Raw genomic sequence first — 17,879 nt, forward strand, 5'->3', positions numbered from 1 at the left:
TCTCCGGTTTAAAACGTAAAGGATGTCTCCGGTTTCTACCCGGGCAAGCCCGCTCCCACAGGGTCGGTGCACCCCCTTGCCAACAAGGGGCGAATTTCGGTCAACTATTTTGGCCATATCGATCCCCTTTTGGCCTTTCCTGCCGTTCTCCGAATCGCCATCCGCCGCAAGACTGTGTTCAACCGAATCAGCCTGCGGAGAACAAGAAATGCTGACGATCTACTCGCACGATCACCACCTGCACCACGGCCGCTGTGAATTGATAGACGGGCAACTCAAGCCCTGCTTTGAAATGCCTTCGCGTGCCGACCATGTGCTGGCGCGGGTGCAAAACCAGAACCTGGGCCCCGTCGAAGTGCCGAAGGATTTCGGCCTCGACCCGATCGCGCGCATCCACAGCCGCGACTACCTCGACTTCTTCAAAGGCGCCTGGGCGCGCTGGACCGAATTCAACACCGACGGCGATTTGCTGCCCTACACTTGGCCAGCCCGCACCTTGCGTCGCATCAAACCCACCAGCCTGCATGGCGAACTGGGTTATTACAGCTTCGACGGCGGTGCGCCAATTACCGCCGGCACCTGGCAAGCAGCGTACAGCGCAGCCCAAGTGGCGCTCACCGCCCAGGCAGAAATCCAGCGCGGCGCACGCAGCGCTTTCGCGTTGTGCCGTCCACCGGGACACCACGCCGCCAGCGACTTGATGGGCGGCTATTGCTACCTCAACAACGCGGCCATCGCCGCTCAGGCCTTCCTCGATCAGGGCCACCAGAAAGTCGCGATCCTCGATGTCGACTACCACCACGGCAACGGCACCCAATCGATTTTCTACGAGCGCAGCGACGTGCTGTTCACTTCGATCCACGGCCATCCGGAAGCCGAATTCCCGTTCTTCCTCGGTTATGAAGACGAGCTGGGCGAAGGCGCGGGCGAAGGCTTCAACTTCAACTACCCTTTGCCCGCCGGCAGCGGTTGGGACACCTGGAGCGCAGCGCTGGAACACGCCTGCAAAGAGATCGAAAAGTACGGCGCCGACATCGTTGTCGTGTCCCTGGGCGTCGATACGTTCAAGGACGATCCGATTTCCCAATTCAAGCTCGACAGCCCGGATTACCTGGCGATGGGCGAGCGCATTGCGAAACTCGGCGTGCCGACGCTGTTCGTGATGGAAGGCGGTTACGCGGTCGAAGAAATCGGTATCAACGCGGTGAACGTTCTTGAAGGTTTTGAAAGCGCTCAATGAGGAAACAACAATAATGAACAGACTCAAGCGTCTTATCGTCCCCGCCCTGTGCGCCACGGTGCTCAGCGGGGCCGCTCACGCCGAAGAGCGAACGTTGCGCGTCTACAACTGGTTCGACTACATCACCCCCAAAGCGCTGGAAGACTTCAAGGCACAGAACACCCAGACCAAACTGGTCTACGACATCTTCGACACCAACGAAGCGCTGGAAGCCAAGTTGCTGACCGGCAACTCCGGGTACGACGTGGTGGTGCCGTCCAACGTGTTCCTCGCCAAGCAGATCGAGGCCGGCGTTTTCCAACCGTTGGACCGTAGCAAACTGCCGAACTGGAACCACCTCGATCCGAAGCTGATGAAGCTGATCGAAGCCAACGATCCGGGCAACAAATTTGCCGTGCCGTACATGTACGGCACCATCCTGATCGGTTTCAACCCGGACAAAGTCAAAGCCGCGCTGGGCGCCGACGCGCCGGTGGACAGCTGGGACCTGATCTTCAAGGAAGAAAACATCAGCAAGCTCAAGCAGTGCGGCGTCGCCCTGCTCGACTCGCCGTCGGAGATCTTGCCGCTGGCCCTGCAACACCTCGGCCTGGACCCCAACAGCAAGAAGCCGGCGGACTACGCAAAGGCTGAAGCGCTGTTGATGAAAATCCGCCCGTACGTCACGTACTTCCACTCCTCCAAGTACATGGCCGACATCGCCAACGGTGACATCTGCGTCGCGGTCGGTTATTCCGGCAGCTTCTCCCAGGCCGCCAACCGCGCCAAGGAAGCCAAGAACGGCGTGACCGTCGACATGCGCCTGCCCAAAGAGGGCGCGCCGATCTGGTTCGACATGCTCGCCATTCCGAAGGGCGCGAAGAACACGGAAGACGCCTACACCTTCATCAACTATTTGCTGCAACCGCAGGTGATCGCGCCGGTCAGCGACTTCGTCGGTTACCCGAACCCGAACAAGGACGCCACGGAACTGGTCGACCCGGCGATCCGCAACAATCCCAACCGGTACCCGACCGAAGCGGCCATGGGCACGCTTTACACACTGCAACCACTGCCGCGTGATGCCGAACGTGCACGCACGCGCGCCTGGACCAAAATCAAGTCAGGGACCTGAAACCCCTTGAAAACCGAAGACCCGCCGTGATGCGGGTCTTTTTTTGCCTGCGATATTTATGTACCGCCAGGCCTGTGAGGTCGCCCGATACCGTCACCTGATCCAGCGCTGCGCAATCAACAGCGGCGCATCCTCAATCAGGAAACGACCATGCCCGACACCGCTTCCCCGAGTGCAGAAAACATACTGACCCAACTGGTCACCGGCCCCTCGATCAGAGAGGTTGCAGCGACTGCATTGGCGCCTGCGCTCAACGCGCTCTATCCGCAGTTGAAGATTGATCCGACGCTCGCCACGGTCGTCACCCCGACCTGGGTCGAGACCGGCGACGATGTCGTGCCCGGCAGTAATCTGTATGAATCGCTCACCGACGTGTTGGTGCGGATCGGGCTGTCGGACTCCACGGTGACACTCATCGATGGCGAGCATTTCCTGACCCTGCAACCGGGCGTTGACCCGCCGGCTCAACTGCCGGTAAACATTACTGCCATCGGATCGCTGATCAATACGCTCGCTTCGCAGCTGTTCATTGCCTACCAGCAACAGCAACTTGATTACTGGAATCATGAGACAAGCCCTTCGATCCCGCGCTGGCATCAGCTCTCACAGGCGCTGCAGGACCTCTGGAATCTCGATGAGGCCACGGATTGGGATGCCGATCAAAAAGCCATGGCCCGTGCCGTGTTCAATGATCCGGATCGAGCCACACGGCGCCTACAGGACAAGTACCTGACCAAGGCCTGTTTGATCGACACCGAACGCACAGCAAACGCGGTGACCGAACATCTGCGTGTAATGGAGATCGCCGTGTTCGTGGGCACGCTGGGCACCCGAACCCTGGTGCTGACGCACTCGATTGCCGAAGGCTTCAAGCACTACGACTCTGTTGCGGCACTGGGTGAAACATTGTTCGCACATCCTGGGACGTCAAGCACCGAGCAGACGCTGCAATGGCGCCTGTACGAACCCGAGGGCAATTTCTTTCATCATCAGGCCTGTGCACTGATCGCACTTGAAGCAGAAGCCATCGGTACCTTCAATTCCTTCCGGAGCACCGCTCCAACGAGGCTTTCACCGCACATCAGCGCGGCAGCCAAAAGCTTCACAGAATTTGAAGCCTTGCCCTCGTCGCGTTTCAACAAGGTTCAGGGGTTGCTGACAGACTGGCTGAAAAACGCATCGTCCGCGGACCTGACCCGTTACAGCCGCCACCTGATGGACCTGGCGCAGTTGCGGGAGCAGGACGCTGGAAAAACCTTCGACGAAGGCATCGCTTCACTGCCGGATTTCGCCTTGCACACCTTGCGAGAACAGATGATCAAAGATCATCCAGCGGCAGCGAACCTGAACCTTGAGGACGTGCAAATCAGCATCACCAGCGTCATCGTGCTGGGCGCAATCGTGATACCCGGCAAAACGCAGACCTTCACCTTGTCGCTGATCGAGCTGGCGTTGCAAAACCTGATTGCCGTTCCGCTGGGTAACAAGACAGTGCAGTACAAAAACGGCGACCCGGTGCCCGTCTGGATGACGCCCGCCTACCTGGAGAACCTCGTCACCCAGGTGGATATCGGCGCAGTTTACCCGGCACTGATCAAGCGCAAGCTGCTTGATGACTCGCAAGAAACAGCGCGCCGGCAAGCGCTCTACACGCGTCATTTACGCACCCAGTTGCCGTTGCAGGCGCTGCAACACAAGATGCGCGGCGAAGCCGGTATCGATGAAAGAGGCTACCAGTACGTCAACGCAGCCCTGCAGCAAAACGCGACCGACCGCCGAGTGAACGGACAGGAGATTGTCATTCGCCCGTTGGCCTTCATCACCGGCGATCGCGCCGACAGCAAGGGCGACGAAGTCGCCAACATGTTCGTCATCGGTCCGAAGTCCGCTGATCAGGGACCCTGTCTGCTCTACCGGCCATTGCTCGTCCCCTCGCTGACGCAGTACCCGAACGAGGCCAATCTGCTGTATGCGATCAAGCACGAAAAGTCCCTTCGCCAATCGGTTCTGGCGTGGCTGGCCGATGACGTGCGCTTCAACTATTCCCAGTATGTGTTTTGCGGTGAGTTGCCTTCGGTCTGGACCCTGACCCAATTGCTGGTCGACCCCACTTCAGCGCTGGGCAAAATGGGCGCGGTGTCGCTCAGTGCGGCAGCCCTTGATGACGCTTCACTGGCGCCGCTGTTCAAAGCCAACGCCAACGCTATGATGACCCTGGCTGACCGGCAATCGGTGTCCAACGCCCAAGCTCGCTGGGCAACGCTCAAGCACGGCGCATGGATGCTGTTCAACGTCGCACTGCCCTTTCTTGGTCGCACTGCCGGGGTTGCCGGGTGGATCTGGCAGATCATGGACGACTTGCAGGCCATCACCGATGCCAAAGAGAACGACGACAGCGAATCCGCCTGGTCCGCCCTGACCGACTTGCTGTTGACGCTCGGCATGGTGCTGGCCCATCGGGCTGCCGCTCGCCAAAAACCGGTCTCGCGGCGGGTCGAGAACGTCGGGCCACCGGTCACAACGGACATCAAACCGGCGCAGGAAATCACCGTCACGCGTCTGCCCGACCTCAATCAACTGCCTCACACCCATGAGACGTCTCTGCACGCTGTCGCTACGTTACCGCCCGTAGCGTTGGGCACCTTGCTGGATGAACTGGCCATCGCCGAACCCAAAGACCTGGCCGGTGCTTCCAGCGCGCCCGGCCCTCACCAACACCTCAATTCACTTAACGGAAAATGGTATGCGAAGGTGGGCCAGCGCTGGTTCGAAGTGACCCTCAACGACAATCACGACGTGCAGATCATTGACTCACGCCAGTCCCCCACACGCAGCGGGCCGTTGTTGGTCAAGAACGCCAAAGGCGAATGGTTTATCGATACGCGACTGAGACTGAGGGGCGGGGGCAAGGAGAGGCAACGGCTGGAACAGCAAAACAGGCAGCGCCAGGCTGAACTGAAACAGCAAATGATCGCGTTCGAGGGCCAGGCCAAAAGTCGGGAAACCGAGCTCAAAGAAGCAGAAAAAAACGCGAAGGCCCCCACCGCCACCGACAGCCATCGTCGCTTGTACCTTGAAATGCTCGACGCGCAGATGGCATTCATCAGCACCAACATTGAACAGATGAAAGCGTTCAATGCTCGCGAGGCCATCCCGAATTTCCGAAAGGCGATGATCAGCCGCCTGGATTTTCAGTTAGCGCTGCTGGAAAGATGGTTCAACCACCAGCGTCCTGTTTTCGAAAATCAGATGCGCCTGTCCCTCAATCTTCTCGACACAGAGCCAACGGAAAACACGCAGGCCGCCCGACAGACCTATCAACTCACGAGCGATCTGACCGAAGGCTACATCGAGAAAATCGAGTTCGCGCATTCGCGCTTCGAGCAACTGAACCTGCTCGGTAAAGAAGCCGTGGAAGTGATTCGCGACGTCAAGGCCAATATGCCGTCGTTCGATTTACAGGACCTCAAACTGTTCCAGATCACACTGGGCCAGGAGTTGTGCCTCGAGACCTCTGTTGCAGCCCCACACGAAGCACGCCCGGCGCTGGAGACCGTCGTCGAAAACGCAGCGCTCGCCATTCAGGCTTCACTGGATCTGGCCGCCGACGAAGAAGTGTTGCGCTTGCCGGAGCGAATCGAAGGGCTCAGTGATCTGGTGGAGCAACTCACGATTACCGACCAGCGCATCATCGATCTGCCTGGCGAGTTTCCCGGCCAGTTCCTGCAACCACCGCTCGATCTGATGCGCCAACGTATCGACGCGTTTCAACAACGCACCGTGAAGCACTTGGCGAGTCTGCTGCGAGAGCGTCAGGCGCTCGAGCCACAACCTGGCCCTTCCCGCCTGCCGACCGCTCCCGCCAAGCGCATCATCAAGACTCGCTACAACGGCACGGTGGTCGGCCAGCTACGCGCCGGTTCCGGGGCGGACGGATCAGAACTGGTCGACGTTACCTCGACGCTGACGGGCAAAGTCATTTCGACATTTCATGAGAAAACCCCGGGTGTATGGGTTGAAAGAGTCGCCGCGAAAGCGGTTTCCCCCGTCGTCGTCCTACCTGATTTGAGTGCCAGCATTGTTCAGGGTCAGGCATTGCTGAACGGGCTGGAGGCGTTCATTCGCCGAACGGACGCCCATTCAAAAGGACCGCGGCGAATACCCGTGGAAATCGAAGAGATGTTCCATCAGCAAGCCCATCGATTGCAGGAGGTCGCCAAGGCTATCGACGAAGCGCTGATTGCCAGCAACTCCGTCGATGACGGTCCGGGATCTGCCGTCACACTGGCCAAGCAGCTGAATGACGGAGCAACCCGGCTCTACAGCCAGGGCCGCGCAACGCGAATCAGCATGACCAAGCTGCAGCCGCCTACGGCAGAACGTGTTCAGTGGCTGCAAAGCGAAGGTCAAGTCGACATCGTCAAGAACCCCGGCCGACGTTTGCTCAAAAGCCGCAAAAAAGACTACCTCGAGGAATACGAAGTCCGTGACCACACCAGCAAAAATGTTCTGTGGTATGCCCACTTTCACTATTCAGAGCCCGCATCGCCCGCACAAACCTTCACCGCGGCGCATTTGAAAACCGTGCAGCAACGGCTGCTGGGCGGCGCATTCGAAGCTCGCAGTGCGAATGACGATCTCCATGCGATCTCGATCTATCGCAGCGAAATCAGCCCACAACTGGCGACGGCCCTGTTCTTCGCAAAGGTGCTGCCATCGGCCTCAAAATCGTAAGGCTTGCGTCGCGTTGAACCGCAACCGCTTAACGGCGCCAGACCTTTTCCAGTTGCCCGAGTGCGGTACTGATGGCCGCCTCGGGCACGGCCGCGAAACCCAGGACCAGCCCGGCACGCTGGTCCACCGGTTGCTGCGAATCCGGCAGCCAATAGCTGCTCAGTGCATTGATCTCGACATCGACGCTGGCGGCTGCTTCTATCAGTTCGTACTCGCGGGCCTGTGATTCGACCGGCACCGTCATATGCAACCCTGCCGCAACACTCGGCAGGCTGCCGATGCCGGGGATGTTCTGCGGCCAGCCGGCCAACAATGTATTGCGTCGACTCAGGGCCGCACGGCGCATGCGGCGGATGTGCCGCTGGAAATGCCCGGTGGCCATGAACTCGGCCATCACCGCTTGGGTGCTGACTTCGGAATGCCGAACGTCCACCGCTCGACGTTGAGAAAACGCCTGCACCAGTGCGGGCGGCAACACCAGATAACCCAGGCGCAACGCCGGGAACGCGACTTTGCCAAAGGTTCCGACGTACAAGACCCGACCCTGTCGATCGAGTGCCGCCAACGGCGCCAGGGGAGCGCCGCTGTAACGGTATTCGCCATCGTAGTCGTCCTCGACGATCCAGCCTTGGTTGTGCTCTGCCCACGCGAGTAATTCAAGGCGTCGCGCCAGGCTCATCACCACCCCGGTCGGGTATTGATGCGAAGGCGTGACATAGGCCAGCCGACAATCGCTGAGCCGGGCCAGCTCGGTGCAGTCGATCCCCTCATTGTCCACCGACACTCCGTGCAATTTCGCACCGGCCACGGCGAACGCATGACCCGCCGCCCGATACCCCGGATTTTCAATCGCCACGCCGTCGCCCGGCTCCACCAGCAGCTGTGCACAAAGGCTAATCCCCTGCTGCGCGCCACTGGTGATCACTATTTGCTCAGCCGTGCACTGCATGCCTCTGGAACTGCGCAAATAAGCAGCAATCATTGCGCGCAAGCGCGCATCCCCCGCCGGATCGCCATAACACAGTTGCTGCAAATCCGGTTTTCGCCAGAAAGCCGCGTTCAACTTGGCCCACACCTCGAAAGGAAAAAGATCGAACGCCGGAACACCCACCCGAAAAGCCCGGGGCGGACCACTGGGCGGCGTGGCTAAATGGTTCTTTTCAACGCGCCCCAGCGCTCCGCTGTGGATAACTTTACTGGATGGAACCACAGGTAAATCCAGCCAATTTGTGGATAAGGCTGTGGGTAACCCTGTTGAAAACCCTGTGGATACTTTTGTGGATAGTTTTTTCGTGGGCCGCGACGCTTGAGGCAATTGCGCGACGTAAGTCCCGTCACCGACACGCCCCTCGATGAAGCCTTCTGCGTAGAGCTGATCGTAGGCGCGAACCACGCTGTTGCGAGAAATTGCCAGCGCTGCCGCCAAATCCCGACTGGCCGGCAATCGCGTGCCGCTGGCCAGTCGCCCGTCGAGCACCCGCACGCGCAAGGCTTGATAGAGCTGGCGACTGAGACCCTGACGGCGGTCAAGTTCGATGCCTGCGGGGTTGAATGACAGGGAAAGCGGCGCTTCGCTCATGACAATGGACCTATGAAATTGGTCGTTAATGGCTCTTACAACAGACCAATAGCCTGCCTAGGATGGACGCATTCGCCAAGGAATTTTTCCATGTACAACCCCAACGGCTTTGCCATCAAAGATTTGCATGAACTGCAGCAGCAGATACTCGATACGCGCCTGGCCGTGGTGGTCACCCACGACGAGCAGGGTCTGCAAGCCAGTCATCTGCCGCTGCTGTTCAGCCCTGACCAAGGTCCGAATGGCACTCTGTACGGTCACTTCGCCCGGGCCAATCCGCAATGGAAGGCACTACAGAACGGTGCCGAAGCGTTGGTCATTTTTGCCGGTGCCGACGCTTACGTCAGCCCGGGGTTTTATCCGAGCAAAGCCGAGCACGGCAAAGTCGTGCCGACCTGGAACTACGTCGCTGTACACGCTTACGGCACCGCAGAGGTTTTCAGCGATGCCGACCGCCTGCTCAACCTGGTCAGTGCGTTGACCGACCGCCATGAAGCCGGTCGCGACCAACCGTGGAAAGTCGCCGATGCACCCGCCGACTACATCGACGGCATGCTCAAGGCCATCGTCGGGTTTGCCCTGCCGATCCAGCGCCTGGAAGGCAAACGCAAACTCAGTCAGAACCGCAGCACCGCAGACATCGCCGGCGTGCGCGAGGGGCTTGCTGCCAGCCCCGATACGCATGATCAGGCCCTCGCCCACTTGATGCGCTAAGGATTGAACATGAGTCAGATTGAAATCCGCCAGGTCACCGCCGACGATCACGCGGCGTGGCTGCCGTTGTGGCAGGCCTACCTGCGCTTCTACAACACCGAACTGCCTGAGGTGGTCACTGACAGCACGTGGCAACGCCTGCTCGACTCGAATGAACCGACACATTCGGCACTGGCCTGGAGCGACGGCAAAGCGGTCGGCATGGTGAACTTCATCTACCATCGGTCGAACTGGAGCATCGAAAACTCCTGCTACCTTCAAGATCTGTTGGTGACACCCGAAACCCGCGGCACTGGCGTCGGCCGCAAGCTGATCGAGTTTGTCTACGCGACCGCCCAAGCGGACGGTTGCTGCAAGGTCCACTGGTTGACCCACGAAACCAACGCCACCGCGATCCAGCTTTACGAGCGCATTGCTGAACGCCCTGGTTTCATCCAGTTTCGCAAAGCCCTTTAGTGTTCAAAGAGAACGACATGACGAATTCACTCGCAGACTGGAAAGGTGCCCCAGCCCCCTCCGTGCAAACCCTCGAAGGGCGGTTTATTCGCCTGGAAAAACTTGACCCGGCGCGTCACGCCGACGGCTTGTGGAAAGCCCTGCAAGGTCCCGGCGCCGACCCGAAACTCTGGGACTATTTGCCTTACGGTCCTTTCCCGGAGCGCAGCGTTTTCAACGACTGGCTGAACAACCACGCCGCCAACAGCGATCCGTATTTCTTCTGCGTGATCGACCGTGCCAGCGGTGATGTGCAAGGCATTCTCAGCTTGATGTCGATCGTTCCGGCACAAGGTCGCATCGAGATCGGCCACGTCACCTTCGGCGCGTCGATGCAGCGTTCGCCAAAAAGTACCGAAGCGGTGTATCTGCTGGCCAAAGAGTCGTTTGCGCTGGGTTACCGGCGTCTGGAGTGGAAATGCAACAACGGCAACGCACGCTCCAAGTACGCGGCGGAGCGGTTGGGGTTCAGTTTTGAAGGGGTGTTCCGCCAGCACATGGTGGTGAAGGGTCAGAACCGGGATACCGCGTGGTATTCGATTCTGGATTCGGAATGGCCGGCGATTGGTGCGGGGTTTGAGCGGTGGCTGTCTGATGAGAATCAGACGGGTTCGGGGCAGGTGAAAACTCTGGCTGAGTGTCGCGGGTAAATCAGCGGCGCCCTTTCGGACGCCATCGCGAGCAGGCTCGCTCCCACAGGGTTTTGGGTTGACCACACATTTGTGAACAGCCCCAATCCAATGTGGGAGCGAGACCGGCTTGCCGGCGATTGGCTTCACCCCAACTTCTGGGCCAACACCGCAATATGCTCCGGCCCAATCCCGCAGCACCCACCCAAATGGCTGGCGCCGCGCTTCTGCCAATCGGCCGCCCACTGCAGATAACCCGGCGGATCAAGGTCCTCGCGCAACGGGTCCAGACCATCATTGGCCGTCGCCTCTTTCGGTTGCGGCGGGAAGGCATTGGCATACGCGCCGATGTGAATCTTCACCCCCAAACGCTCGAAGGTTTCTCGCGCTGCATCAATCGCCGCACCGATCACTTCCGGTTGGCTGCAGTTGAACAGCAACGTCTCGACGCCCAGCTCGGCAGCCACCGCAGCCGCTTCAGCCACAGGCTCACCGGAGCGTAAACGCGGGACTTCGTCCGTGTCCTCATCCTTCAGGGTAAACGAGAGCCAGAACGGCTTGCCGTCTTTCGGCAGACCGGCCTGAATCGCTCGCGCTTCAACGATCGAACTCTGGGTTTCCGCCAGCCACAAATCAACATAGGGTGCCAGGCCGTTTACCAGCGGCGTCAGCAGTTCAGTTACCCGACTGGCGTCGAACAGGTCTGGGCGGTAGGAGCCAAACAGCGGCGGCAGTGAGCCCGCCAGGCGGACCGGTTTGCCCGAGGCATCAACCGCACGCCGTGCCAGCTCACCGGCCAGCGCTGCAAGCGCCTGCCCCTCAGCAGCAAAACGCGCTTCGCCAATGTGAAACGGCACCACCGCGTAACTGTTGCTGGTGATCACGTTCGCACCGCTTTCGATATAAGCCGCGTGCACCGCCTCCACGGCCTGCGGCGCTTCGCTCAAGGCCAGCGCCGACCATTCAGGCTGCCTGAATGGCGCACCGCGGCGCTGCAACTCACGACCCATGCCGCCATCCAGAATCACTGTGCTTGCTGCGCCCATATGCTTTTCACTCATAAGCTTATGAAAAAAACTCACTACCGGAGTCATATTTATAACTATTTAATACGTACCATTCGGTGAATAACAACCAATTTTTTTCAGGGATCGACTGTGAAACTTCAACCACTCCTGGCCCTGGGCCTGACGATTCTGGCCGCCTCCACCCATGCCTTCGGCGGCGCAACGCTGGACCGCATCGAGCAAAAGAAAGAACTGGTCGGCGTGCTGATGGAAAGCTATCCACCCTTCTCGTTCCTCAATGACCAGAACCAACTCGACGGCTTCGATGTTGATGTGGCCAAAGCCGTGGCGAATAAACTCGGGGTCAAACTGCGCCTCGAAACGCCATCCTGGGACGTGATCGCCGCCGGCCGCTGGAGCGGGCGCTATGACATTTGCATCTGCTCCATGACCCCGAGCAAGGCCCGCGCCGAAGTCTTCGACTTCCCGGTCGAGTACTACGCCTCACCGGCGGTGATCGTGGTCAACGCCAAGGACGACAGCATCCACAGCGCCAAGGACCTGAGCGGCAAGAAAGTCGGCCTCACCAGCGCCTCCAGCTACGAAAGCTACCTGAACAAAAACCTGGTGATCGAAGGCGCCGAAGACACGCAGTTGCAGTACCCCTTCGAGAATGTGCAAATCGCCCCGTACGACACCGACAACGTGGCGTTCCAGGATCTGGGGCTGGGTACTGGCGTGCGACTGGATGCGGTCCTCACCAACCTGGTTACCGCGCAGCCGCGACTGACCGAAGACAAACGCTTCAAGCTCGCCGGCGAACCGCTGTACTCGGAGCCGAACTCGGTGGCCATCGAAAAAGGCGACGCGCAGTGGGACGCCAAGGTGCGTGACGTCTTCGCGCAACTGAAACAGGACGGCACCCTGAGCAAGCTCTCGCAAAAATGGATCGGCGCCGACATCAGCAAATGACTTCCTTTCCCAACCCACCTCAGCCGCCACAACCGGCGGCTGAGTCTCGGCTGCAACGGTTCTTCGGTTTTCGCACGCGGCTGTACCTGACCTGGGCGGCAATGCTGGGTCTGTTCGCCAGTTTCTTCCTGAGCTTCGACCTGAAGTTCTCGATCATCCTCGACAAACTGCCCAACCTGATCGGCCTGCACCTGGCGCCGAACGGCTTTCTGCAGGGCGCGGCGCTGACCCTGTTTTTGTGCCTGTGCTCGATCCTCGCATCGTCGCTGCTGGGCTTCATCACGGCCATTGCACGACTGTCGAAAAGCGCTGTGGCCTTCGGGATTGCGAGTTTTTACGCCTCGTTCTTTCGCGGCACCCCTTTGCTGATCCAGATCCTGCTGATCTACCTGGGTCTGCCGCAACTCGGCATTGTGCCGGGCGCCGTCGCCGCCGGCATCATCGCCCTGTCGCTGAACTACGGCGCGTACCTGAGCGAAATCTTCCGCGCCGGCATCCTCGGCGTCCCCCACGGCCAACGCGAAGCCTCGCTGGCACTGGGCATGCGCGAAACCGTGATATTCTGGCGCGTCACCCTGCCACAAGCCATGCGCACCATCATCCCGCCGACCACCAATCAATTCATCTCGATGCTCAAAGACTCGTCACTGATCTCGGTGATGGGCGTTTGGGAAGTGATGTTTCTGGCGCAATCGTATGGGCGGTCGAGCTATCGGTATATCGAGATGCTGACGACCGCGGCGATTATTTACTGGGTGATGTCGATTGGGTTGGAGCTGATTCAGGCGCGGATGGAGCGGCATTACGGGAAGGCGTATTTGGGTCGCAGCTAGGGAAGGATTGCAGCTTTCGAACATGCGCAACCCTTGTAGAACGGGCTTGCTGGCGATGACGATCTCGAGGGCGCCATCGCCGGCAAGCCGGGCTCTCCAGAGCAATCAGCTATGGGTAGACGAGTTTCCAGGCCTTAACAAACAGACCGGTCCTGAAATGCTGTAGGCAAAAACCCCGGCTCATGAAGGCCGCTGCGCAAGTAGACTTCAACGCCCAATTTTAGCTACAACCGAATGTCCAAGACCCTGCAGAAATGCCCGAAACGCCCGGCATTCAAGCACTGGGCCTGCCTCCTAAAGTTCGACCTCCTGAAAAACGAGGTCGCACTCAATGCCCAAGCCTTACACCCATCGCCCGCACCGACTCGCATTAGCGATCGCCCTCACACTCGGCAGCATCGAGCTGTCCATGGCTCAGCAAGCAGAGCCTGTTACCGTCATCGAAGCTCCTGTCAAGAAGACTAGTGCAGCGCTGTGGCCGAAAAAAGACGACCTTCTGGCGATCAGAAACTTCATTGGCCCGATGTCGCATGCCGTCAACGCCGCTGCGCCTGAACCGAAAGAACCGTCCATCCCGGTGGAATCCGCTCCACCGGCTCCGGAACCTGTGGATCTTGCTGCAGATCTTTATGAGTTTCCCGAAACGCCCAACGATTCACTCTTACCCAACCTGCCCGAAACAGTCGCAGAGCACATCACCGCCGAGCCGATCATCAATGACCCGTTAGCAACCGGGAAATTGCCCCCTTCGATGGATCAGCATGATGAAACTCACAAGACACCTGACCCCCCTTTCGAACCGGTAAACGACGACGTGCTGCTCACGTTCTTGGACTTTGCAAAAGCCGACACAACCAAGCGCACTACTGCTTCAGGGCAGTACGCAAGCATCGATGGAGTCTCGCTGGCGCTAGGGGAGGAAAATGACCTGTTGATCATCAACAAGGGCGCCAGCTTTTCAGGGGAAATACAGGGCGGCGACGGGGTGAACGGTATACTCCTGGACTCACCCGAAGGCGGCATACTCGGCCAGACCCGTAACTTTCTTGGCTTGCGAGTGGCCCAAGGTGCCTGGACTTTGATCGGCAAAGGTGACTTTGGCCTGGGAGCAGAAGTGTTGAGCGGTGCGAAGCTGTTCAATCGGGGCAGTATCGCGGGTGATGTCGATGTTTTCGAGGGCGGCACCTACGGTGGGCACGGTGAAGTTCGCGACCTGTTCGTAGACGGTACGCTAATGGTCACTGAGCTGTTGGGGGCGCCCCACGTCAAAGGAGAGCTGACCCTTTCGCAAAGCGCCACGTTATCTTATGTAGTAACCGCTGCAGATCAAATACCGACCCTTGTTGTCGACGGTGTAGCCGAGCTTTGGAACGCCTCTCTGAATCTCGTCGCACTGCCGGGCAGCTATTCCACCAACACCGTATACACCCTGATCCGGGCCAGCAAAGTGGATGGTGAATTCGATCATGTCACCAGTAATCTGGCGTACTTGACTCCAAAACTATTCCAGTCCGAAACCGAGGTGATGCTGCAATACGCTCGCAATGAACTGCCGTTGGGGTACTTCGCCCTCAACGACAACAGCGAGAACTTTGGCCAGAGTGTTGTGGAACCTGCGGCCTCAGCAAATGCCGCCATTGCTGCCCTCCTCGGTTCGACCGCGGACACTGCGGCCAATGCCCTCGATCAACTCGCCGGTGACAACACCGCCAATCTCGCCAAGATGACCCTGAACAGCGACGCCCCGATCAGCGCCAGTATGCTTTCGGCGATGCGTCAGTTGGATAGCGCCGATAGCAAACCCGGCAGGCGAAACAACGCGCCTCGCTTGGCTGCCGGCAGCGAAAACGGCGGTAGAGTCTGGCTGCAAGCGCTGGGACACGGTGGGAAAGTGGATCGCGACTATGACGCTCTGCGCCATTCCACCAAGGGTCTGGTCGTGGGGGCTGATTGGGCAATTGATGAGGAATGGCGCTTGGGTGTGATCGGCGGCAAATCCGACACTCGCCTGGATAGCCGCACACTCGACGGTGACCTCGATAGCTGGCATTTGGGGGCCTATGCAGTGCGCCAGAATGGACCACTGGCGCTGCGTTTAGGGCTCACCCATAGCAGCCACGATGGCAGCACCAAACGTCGAGTAGCCTTCAATGGATTCAGCGACAACCCCAAAGGTCAGTACGAGGCCAATACGCAACAAGTCTTCGCAGAAGCGGGTTACAACCTGGGTCGCGACGTCTACCGCATCGAACCGTTCGCCAGCCTCGGCTATCAGCGCTACCAACGCGACGGCTACACAGAAAAAGGTGGGGATGCGACCCTGAAAGTCTTGGGACAAACGCGCAACAACGTCAACAGTACCTTCGGTCTGCGCGTGGCGAAGCTCAATACGTTCGATAACGGCATGCAGTTGACCCCGCGTTTCAGCGCAGGCTGGAAGCAGACTTACGGTGAACTCGAGAGCCACACCCGACAAAAACTGGCGACGGGTGGCACGCGCTTCACCGTGGAAGGTGCACCGCTGGATCGTCACAGCGTGGTGCTCGATGTCGGGCTCGACCTGTCTCTTTCGGCGCGGCATACGCTGGGCGTTGGCGCCACCGGAGAGATCGGCACCGACAGCCGAAACCATGGCGTCACGGGTCAGTGGCGAATGACCTTCTAACCCTCACAAATCCCGGGCGAAAAAAAAGGGGAGCACATGCCCCCCCGAGGTTTAAAGCGGTAAATCGAGGCTGTTAACTCAGCCTTCGATCTCGATCAGTATTTCGCCCGGATTCACCCGATCGCCCTTGGCCACGTGGATGGCGGTGACTTTGCCGGCGATGGCCGCCTGCACTTCGGTCTCCATCTTCATCGCTTCGGTGATCAGCACGGCCTGGCCGGCTTTCACAACGTCGCCTTCCTTGACCAGCACGTCGACGATGTTGCCCGGCATGGTGGTGCTGACATGGCCCGGCGCGGTGGCTTGCTTGCGCTTGCTGTTGCCGCCGCTGACGAATTCGTTGAGTGGTTCGAACACCACTTCTTCCGGCATGCCGTCGATGGACAGGTAGAAGTGACGCTTGCCTTCCGCCTTGACGCCGACACCGGTGATGTCGACGCGGTAGGTTTCGCCGTGGACGTCGATGACGAACTCGGTCGGCACGCCTTCGCCACCGGCAGAGGCTACGCCACCCGCTTCAGGAATCGGCAACAGCACTTCTGGAGTGAGCGTACCCGCAGCGCGTTCTTCGAGGAATTTGCGGCCGATGTCCGGGAACATCGCGTAGGTCAGCACGTCCTCTTCAGACTTGGCCACCGCGCCGATTTCGGCACGCAGCTTGGTCATTTCCGGCTTGAGCAGGTCAGCCGGACGAACGTCGATCACTTCTTCGCTGCCAATGGCCTGGCGACGCAGTTTTTCGTTCACGGTGCCCGGCGCCTTGCCGTAGCCGCCTTGCAGGTAGAGCTTCACTTCGTTGGTGATGGTCTTGTAGCGCTCACCGGCCAGCACGTTGAAGAACGCCTGGGTGCCGACGATCTGCGAGGTCGGGGTCACCAGCGGCGGGAAGCCGAGGTCTTCACGAACGCGCGGAATTTCAGCGAGCACTTCGCCCATGCGGTTCAGCGCGCCCTGCTCTTTCAGCTGGTTGGCCAGGTTGGAAATCATCCCGCCCGGCACCTGGTTGACTTGCACGCGGGTGTCGACGGCGGTGAATTCGCTTTCGAACTGGTGGTACTTCTTGCGCACGGCGTAGAAGTACAAGCCGATCTCTTGCAGCAGCTCCAGATTCAGGCCGGTGTCGAATTCGCTGCCTTTCAGGGCAGCGACCATCGACTCGGTACCCGGGTGGCTGGTGCCCGAGGCGAAGCTGGAGATCGCGGTGTCGATGTGATCGGCGCCGTTTTCGATGGCCTTGAGCTGGCACATGGTCGCCATGCCAGCGGTATCGTGGGAGTGAATGAACACGGGCAGCGACTGCTCGGCTTTCAACGCCTTGACCAGTTCGCCGGTGGCGTATGGCGTCAGCAGGCCCGCCATGTCCTTGATCGCCACCGAGTCGCAACCCATGGCTTCCATTTGCTTGGCTTGCGCAACGAACGCATCGATGGTGTGCACCGGGCTGGTGGTGTAAGCGATGGTGCCTTGGGCGTGTTTGCCCGACGCTTTTACCGCTTCGATGGCCACGCGCAGGTTACGCACGTCGTTCATCGCATCGAAGATACGGAACACGTCGATGCCGTTGACCGCTGCCTTGGCGACGAAGGCTTTGACCACGTCATCGCTGTAGTGGCGATAGCCCAGCAGGTTCTGGCCACGCAGGAGCATTTGCAGACGCGTGTTAGGCAACGCCGCGCGCAATTGGCGCAGACGCTCCCACGGGTCTTCTTTTAGAAAGCGTACGCAGGCGTCGAAGGTTGCGCCGCCCCAGCATTCCAGCGACCAGTAGCCGACTTTGTCGAGCTTGTCGCAGATCGGCAGCATGTCTTCGGTGCGCATGCGGGTGGCGAGCAGCGATTGGTGGGCGTCGCGCAGGATTGTGTCGGTAACGTGGATTTGCTTGCTCATTGTTCTTTTC

Annotated in this window: 12 protein-coding genes; 9 read left to right on the top strand and 3 right to left on the bottom strand. The window is 59.4% G+C overall.

Annotation, left to right across the window (positions count from 1 at the left end; translation table 11 throughout):
• Positions 1–208: 208 nt before the first annotated feature.
• From Q7W83_RS28170 to Q7W83_RS28180, 3 genes are all read left to right on the top strand, one after another.
• Positions 209–1,240 (top strand): histone deacetylase family protein, encoded by a 1,032-nt coding sequence (locus Q7W83_RS28170; protein WP_473658240.1) that lies wholly within the window; start codon positions 209–211, stop codon positions 1,238–1,240.
• 13 nt (positions 1,241–1,253) lie between these two features.
• Complete coding sequence (locus tag Q7W83_RS28175; protein ID WP_473658242.1) at positions 1,254–2,354, top strand: polyamine ABC transporter substrate-binding protein; 1,101 nt, start codon at positions 1,254–1,256, stop codon at positions 2,352–2,354.
• A 150-nt stretch (positions 2,355–2,504) separates the two neighbouring features.
• Positions 2,505–7,088: a hypothetical protein gene (locus Q7W83_RS28180; protein ID WP_473658245.1), complete on the top strand. Its 4,584-nt coding sequence runs from the start codon at positions 2,505–2,507 to the stop codon at positions 7,086–7,088.
• A gap of 28 nt (positions 7,089–7,116) precedes the next feature.
• Here the strand turns inward: Q7W83_RS28180 and pdxR are convergent, their stop codons facing one another.
• Positions 7,117–8,667, bottom strand: a complete 1,551-nt coding sequence (gene pdxR, locus Q7W83_RS28185) for a MocR-like pyridoxine biosynthesis transcription factor PdxR (RefSeq protein WP_473658247.1) — start codon at positions 8,665–8,667, stop codon at positions 7,117–7,119.
• 90 nt (positions 8,668–8,757) lie between these two features.
• Here pdxR and Q7W83_RS28190 point away from each other — a divergent pair, with 90 nt between their 5' ends.
• Genes Q7W83_RS28190 through Q7W83_RS28200 form a run of 3 tightly spaced genes read left to right on the top strand, consistent with a single transcriptional unit; the run spans position 8,758 to position 10,526 of the window.
• Positions 8,758–9,381, top strand: a complete 624-nt coding sequence (locus Q7W83_RS28190) for an FMN-binding negative transcriptional regulator (protein WP_473658249.1) — start codon at positions 8,758–8,760, stop codon at positions 9,379–9,381.
• 9 nt (positions 9,382–9,390) lie between these two features.
• Positions 9,391–9,837, top strand: coding sequence for a GNAT family N-acetyltransferase (locus Q7W83_RS28195; protein WP_473658252.1), 447 nt, complete (start codon positions 9,391–9,393; stop codon positions 9,835–9,837).
• 17 nt (positions 9,838–9,854) lie between these two features.
• Positions 9,855–10,526 carry a GNAT family N-acetyltransferase gene (locus Q7W83_RS28200; protein ID WP_150638234.1) on the top strand — a complete coding sequence of 224 codons (672 nt, stop codon included), beginning with the start codon at positions 9,855–9,857 and terminating at the stop codon, positions 10,524–10,526.
• Positions 10,527–10,651: 125 nt separating this feature from the next.
• On the opposite strand, the gene Q7W83_RS28205 is transcribed toward Q7W83_RS28200, so the two are convergent.
• Positions 10,652–11,551: a homocysteine S-methyltransferase family protein gene (locus Q7W83_RS28205; protein ID WP_150638236.1), complete on the bottom strand. Its 900-nt coding sequence runs from the start codon at positions 11,549–11,551 to the stop codon at positions 10,652–10,654.
• A gap of 111 nt (positions 11,552–11,662) precedes the next feature.
• Here Q7W83_RS28205 and Q7W83_RS28210 point away from each other — a divergent pair, with 111 nt between their 5' ends.
• The 3 genes from Q7W83_RS28210 (at position 11,663) to Q7W83_RS28220 (ending at position 15,982) form a co-directional block, all read left to right on the top strand.
• The gene (locus tag Q7W83_RS28210) at positions 11,663–12,484 is read left to right on the top strand and encodes an ABC transporter substrate-binding protein (protein ID WP_150634581.1); all 822 of its coding nucleotides are present in this window, start codon (positions 11,663–11,665) and stop codon (positions 12,482–12,484) included.
• A complete protein-coding gene (locus tag Q7W83_RS28215) occupies positions 12,481–13,317 on the top strand; it encodes an amino acid ABC transporter permease (protein WP_150634580.1) in 837 nt (278 codons plus the stop codon). The genes Q7W83_RS28210 and Q7W83_RS28215 overlap by 4 nt, the downstream gene beginning before the upstream one ends.
• A gap of 331 nt (positions 13,318–13,648) precedes the next feature.
• On the top strand, positions 13,649–15,982 hold the full coding sequence (locus Q7W83_RS28220) for an autotransporter outer membrane beta-barrel domain-containing protein (RefSeq protein ID WP_473658258.1): 2,334 nt from the start codon (positions 13,649–13,651) through the stop codon (positions 15,980–15,982).
• A gap of 78 nt (positions 15,983–16,060) precedes the next feature.
• Here the strand turns inward: Q7W83_RS28220 and oadA are convergent, their stop codons facing one another.
• Positions 16,061–17,869, bottom strand: coding sequence for a sodium-extruding oxaloacetate decarboxylase subunit alpha (gene oadA, locus Q7W83_RS28225; RefSeq protein ID WP_150634579.1), 1,809 nt, complete (start codon positions 17,867–17,869; stop codon positions 16,061–16,063).
• Positions 17,870–17,879: the final 10 nt, after the last annotated feature.

It is taken from the genome of Pseudomonas sp. 300, from assembly GCF_055803035.1.

Excerpts from the sequence above, each read along its gene's own strand:
- Q7W83_RS28200 (WP_150638234.1), top strand. The coding sequence starts at position 9,855 with ATGACGAATTCACTCGCAGACTGGAAAGGTGCCCCAGCCCCCTCCGTG.
- Q7W83_RS28195 (WP_473658252.1), top strand. The coding sequence starts at position 9,391 with ATGAGTCAGATTGAAATCCGCCAGGTCACCGCCGACGATCACGCGGCG.
- Q7W83_RS28175 (WP_473658242.1), top strand. The coding sequence starts at position 1,254 with ATGAACAGACTCAAGCGTCTTATCGTCCCCGCCCTGTGCGCCACGGTG.
- Q7W83_RS28215 (WP_150634580.1), top strand. The coding sequence starts at position 12,481 with ATGACTTCCTTTCCCAACCCACCTCAGCCGCCACAACCGGCGGCTGAG.
- Q7W83_RS28170 (WP_473658240.1), top strand. The coding sequence starts at position 209 with ATGCTGACGATCTACTCGCACGATCACCACCTGCACCACGGCCGCTGT.
- pdxR (WP_473658247.1), bottom strand. The coding sequence starts at position 8,667 with ATGAGCGAAGCGCCGCTTTCCCTGTCATTCAACCCCGCAGGCATCGAA.
- Q7W83_RS28180 (WP_473658245.1), top strand. The coding sequence starts at position 2,505 with ATGCCCGACACCGCTTCCCCGAGTGCAGAAAACATACTGACCCAACTG.
- Q7W83_RS28205 (WP_150638236.1), bottom strand. The coding sequence starts at position 11,551 with ATGGGCGCAGCAAGCACAGTGATTCTGGATGGCGGCATGGGTCGTGAG.
- Q7W83_RS28190 (WP_473658249.1), top strand. The coding sequence starts at position 8,758 with ATGTACAACCCCAACGGCTTTGCCATCAAAGATTTGCATGAACTGCAG.
- oadA (WP_150634579.1), bottom strand. The coding sequence starts at position 17,869 with ATGAGCAAGCAAATCCACGTTACCGACACAATCCTGCGCGACGCCCAC.
- Q7W83_RS28220 (WP_473658258.1), top strand. The coding sequence starts at position 13,649 with ATGCCCAAGCCTTACACCCATCGCCCGCACCGACTCGCATTAGCGATC.